This is a genomic window from Paenibacillus sp. 01L418 (assembly GCF_056400045.1).
The window spans coordinates 1-3,147 of sequence record NZ_JBFTSN010000596.1 but is presented as its reverse complement, the minus strand read 5'-3'; the positions used below and the strand labels follow the sequence as shown (position 1 = coordinate 3,147).

General features: G+C 41.0%; 3 protein-coding genes. All 3 read right to left on the bottom strand.

Annotation, left to right across the window (positions count from 1 at the left end):
- Nucleotides 1-264: 264 nt before the first annotated feature.
- The 3 genes from AC1DSE_RS33315 to AC1DSE_RS33305 all read right to left on the bottom strand — a co-directional run bounded on the left by AC1DSE_RS33315 (nucleotide 265) and on the right by AC1DSE_RS33305 (nucleotide 3,145).
- Complete coding sequence (locus AC1DSE_RS33315; protein ID WP_477511874.1) at nucleotides 265-894, bottom strand: hypothetical protein; 630 nt, start codon at nucleotides 892-894, stop codon at nucleotides 265-267.
- A 518-nt stretch (nucleotides 895-1,412) separates the two neighbouring features.
- Nucleotides 1,413-2,741, bottom strand: a complete 1,329-nt coding sequence (gene glnA, locus AC1DSE_RS33310) for a type I glutamate--ammonia ligase (RefSeq protein ID WP_076265805.1) — start codon at nucleotides 2,739-2,741, stop codon at nucleotides 1,413-1,415.
- 44 nt (nucleotides 2,742-2,785) lie between these two features.
- Nucleotides 2,786-3,145, bottom strand: a complete 360-nt coding sequence (locus AC1DSE_RS33305; RefSeq protein ID WP_477528914.1) for a MerR family transcriptional regulator — start codon at nucleotides 3,143-3,145, stop codon at nucleotides 2,786-2,788.
- Between the last annotated feature and the right edge of the window lie 2 nt (nucleotides 3,146-3,147).

Genomic DNA, 3,147 nt, shown 5'->3' with positions numbered 1-3,147 from the left:
TAACATACTGTGTATTCAACTCGTAAGGAGGTGCATTGAAACATGTCCGGTTACGTGGGTGGAGCTTTCTCAAGCTTAGGAATCATCTTAGTATTATTCATTCTACTGGTGATCATTGCTTGCAGTTGCGGCGKCTTTGGCTTCGGATATTAATTCGTATTTGAGCCATTCTTCATATTAACAAAAGAAGATCCATTTGATGGATCTTCTTTTTGCTATTCATGCTCCTTTCAACCACTACTTTGTTATTTAGATGGAGAGATTTTAAATTACACGTTTTCTTAGCAATACTGCTGTTGTTCTTAAATTAGAAATTCGTATTAGCTTCTTGCGGTCAAGTTTCGGATAATCATAAAGTAATCCTTCATATACAATTTGCATTTGCTCATGTTTAAGAAAATCATGAGGTGTAACTTGCGCGGATGGTCGTTCCCACAAGTTTATACCACTGCTCCGCATGGCTTCAGCAACAAACTGGGAGCAGAAATATGAATCTGTTGGCTCGATATTAAGCTCAAGCAGTACACCTAACAATCCGATTAAATTGTATCGGTAATTTTCTTTATTTTTTTCAAACTCACGAATGTATTGAAGCAATGCGGCATGTTGTTTTTCTGATAAAGCAATCTTTAGAAGAACACAGCGCGTATTAGGGAAATATCGAAACGTTCCAGTATAGACGTTTTCTTTGACAAATCCAGCGATTAGCGGGTTGTTCGCACGTTTACGCCCAAAGCTGTATATATTCTTCAGATTTATATCCAGTGCAAGTGAAGCGTGATTATAGGGTGCACCAGTAAATAATTTGATCATTCGAGTAAACCATGTGCCCGTGTCCGTAAGCAACACATAAATACTGCCATTGGTTTCTTCATCTATTCTAGTTTCTGTCATGATGCTCACCTCATTTATCTTTGATTATCCAGGTTATAGTTAGGTCATTTTTGAGTTTAAGATATATGTCACGATTTCGTTTATTAGCTTGGGTTGATTAACTGTTATGAATATAACAACAATATAACCACCCGAATAGTACTAACTCTATGTGGTACTGGCTCTAGTCAACCTAAAAAAGACCAGCCACAAACACATTATCCATGTATTTGACTGATCCTATAAAAGTTTATTTTACTAATAACGCATATATATCATCGACATATAAGCACTAGACCGTAGCTCTTAGACCTGTATACTTTTCTTTAGGCGCGATTTGAGTCCACTGCTTAATTATGGCTCTAATAATCTTTAAAACCAAACTCAGCGCATCTTAGACGTTGCTGAGCGATGATATAGGTTACTTATCGACACATGATTAACATATGCCTGTGCCTTCACTTCATTAGGCTTTATTTCAGCTGTATAACTGTACGCAAAAAAAACCTCAACGCCAGCAGCGTTGAGGTTTTTGAATTTTAGTATAGCGTTAAATACTGATCGCGTTCCCATTGGTGAACTTGTGTGCGGTACATATCCCACTCAATTTCTTTAAGCTCGTAGAAATGAGCAAGAGCATGATCACCCAGCGCATCGCAGATGATGTCGCTTCTGAGCATTTCGTCCAGTGCTTCTTTCAAATCAAGCGGCAAGCTCGGGATGCCTGCATCCTGACGCTCTTCCTCTGTCATGATATAGATGTTCCGATCTGTTGGTGCTGGTAAAGGCAGCTTGTTTTGAATGCCGTCAAGACCAGCTCTGAGCATTACAGCAAGTGCCAAATACGGGTTGGCAGCTGGATCTGGATTCCGTACTTCTACACGTGTGCTAAGACCGCGCGAAGCAGGAATACGGATCATTGGCGAGCGGTTGCTTGCAGACCATGCTACATAACAAGGCGCTTCATAACCAGGCACAAGACGTTTATAGGAGTTAATTGTTGGATTCGTAATGGCAGCCATTGCACGCGCATGAAGCAGAATTCCTGCCATGTAGTGACGAGCAGCAGCACTTAGGCCAAGCTTGTCCTTCTCATCGTAAAACACGTTCGTATCGCCTTTAAACAACGATTGGTGACAGTGCATACCCGAACCATTCACGCCAAACAACGGTTTAGGCATAAATGAAGCATGCAAGCCATGCTCGCGAGCAACTGTTTTTACGACTAGCTTAAATGTTTGAATTTGGTCAGCCGCTTTAATCGCATCGGCATATTTAAAGTCGATCTCGTGCTGGCCTGGTGCCACTTCATGATGGGATGCTTCAATTTCAAAGCCCATTTCTTCAAGTGTCAAAACGATTTCACGGCGACAGTTCTCACCCATATCCATAGGTGCTAAGTCGAAGTAACCGCCTTGGTCATTAAGCTCAGTCGTAGGTTCGCCGCGCTCATCGGTTTTGAACAAGAAAAATTCCGGTTCTGGACCAACGTTCATTGCTGTGTATCCTAGATCTTCTGCTTCCTTCAATGCACGTTTCAAAATACCGCGCGGATCTCCAGCGAATGGCGTTCCATCTGGCATGTAAATATCACAGATCAAGCGAGCAACACGATCTTGTGTTACCCATGGGAATACAACCCATGTATCAAGATCAGGATACAGATACATATCTGATTCTTCAATACGTACATAACCTTCGATAGAAGAACCATCGAACATCATTTTGTTATCCAACGCTTTTTCAAGCTGGCTTACAGGAATTTCAACATTTTTAATTGTTCCGAGCAAATCCGTAAATTGYAAACGAATAAATCGAACATTTTGTTCCTGTGCTATACGTCTAATATCGTCTTTAGTGTAACTCACAGAATCATCTCCTTAGTTTGCGAAGCAATAGTTATCATGTTAAATTAGCGCTTATTTAAGAAACGAGTCAATTGTCCTTGAATTAGCGAAGCTTGTCCAGGTCTCTTCTCCAGCAATTGCTGTTTAAGCAGTCGGTGAAGCTGCTGATCGGATAGCTCACGGCGTTTCACTTCCGATTGCTCACTGACAATTGTTGCATCATCAGATTCCTTGGATACAGGATTCATTACTTGCTTAATGCCGGCGATATTAACGCCCTTCTCAATTAACGATTTAATTTCCAAAAGCCGTTCTACGTCATTAAATGAAAATAACCGCTGATTGCCTGCTGTTCTTGCAGGAACGATTAGTTCATGCTGCTCGTAATAACGGATTTGGCGGGCTGTTAAATCCGTCAGCTTAATAA